Source organism: Burkholderia sp. E168m23 (assembly GCF_016586125.1).
In the GTDB taxonomy this organism is placed as follows: Bacteria; Pseudomonadota; Gammaproteobacteria; order Burkholderiales; family Burkholderiaceae; genus Burkholderia; species Burkholderia orbicola.
Genome location: NZ_BCPP01001543.1, coordinates 1 through 869, shown reverse-complemented (window position 1 = coordinate 869; position 869 = coordinate 1). Strand labels below are relative to the sequence as shown.

At 65.7% G+C, this 869-nt stretch carries 1 protein-coding gene; it reads right to left on the bottom strand.

The genetic code is table 11. From position 1 onward, the window contains the following. A partial coding sequence (locus JMF90_RS38770; protein WP_201326514.1) for an isocitrate/isopropylmalate family dehydrogenase occupies nucleotides 1-729 on the bottom strand: 729 nt, incomplete at its 3' end. Nucleotides 730-869: the final 140 nt, after the last annotated feature.

Here is an 869-nt window from a genome sequence, read left to right as displayed (position 1 = left end):
CAGGTTGGTCGCGACGATCGTGTCGAGCGACGCCGGGCGATTGACCATGCGCGCGGTCGCCGCATCGACGAGTTCCTTGTCCCACGTCACGTCGGGAAACTCCTGCGCGATCTGCTTCGCGATCTCGTCCCACATCACCATCGCGTGCCGCTGCGCGTTGCTCTTCGTGATCACGGTCAGCAGCTTGCGCGACCGCGACTGCGCAAGCCGGAACGCGAAGCGCATGATGCGTTCGACGCCGGCGCGCGTGAGGATCGACACGTCGGTCGCGGCCTCGATCGGATGGCCCTGGTGCACGCGGCCGCCGACGCCCGCGTATTCGCCTTCGGAGTTCTCGCGCACGATCACCCAGTTCAGGTCGTCCGGCCCGCAGCGCTTCAACGGCGCGTCGATGCCGGGCAGGATGCGCGTCGGGCGCACGTTCGCGTACTGGTCGAAGCCCTGGCAGATCTTCAGGCGCAGCCCCCACAGCGTCACGTGGTCGGGCACGTCCGGGTCGCCCGCGGAGCCGAACAGGATCGCGTCCTTGCCGCGCAGTGCGTCGAGGCCGTCGGCCGGCATCATCGCGCCGTGCCGGCGGTAGTAATCGGCGCCCCAGTCGAAATCCTCGAACTCGAACGCGAAACGGTCGCTGCTGCGGGCCAGCGCTTCCAGCAGTTGCTTGCCAGCCGGCACCACCTCCTTGCCGATGCCGTCGCCGGGAATCGTTGCGATACGGTAGGTCTTCATGCGGACATCCTCGATTGATCGTGAGCGTGAACGCACTTTACCGAACCGGGAGTGTGTAAACCGGGGCTATACTCAAAGCATCTTTAACTTCAATTCACGAATCCCGTCATGGCGGATACCGTCCAGCCGGCCGATCTCGG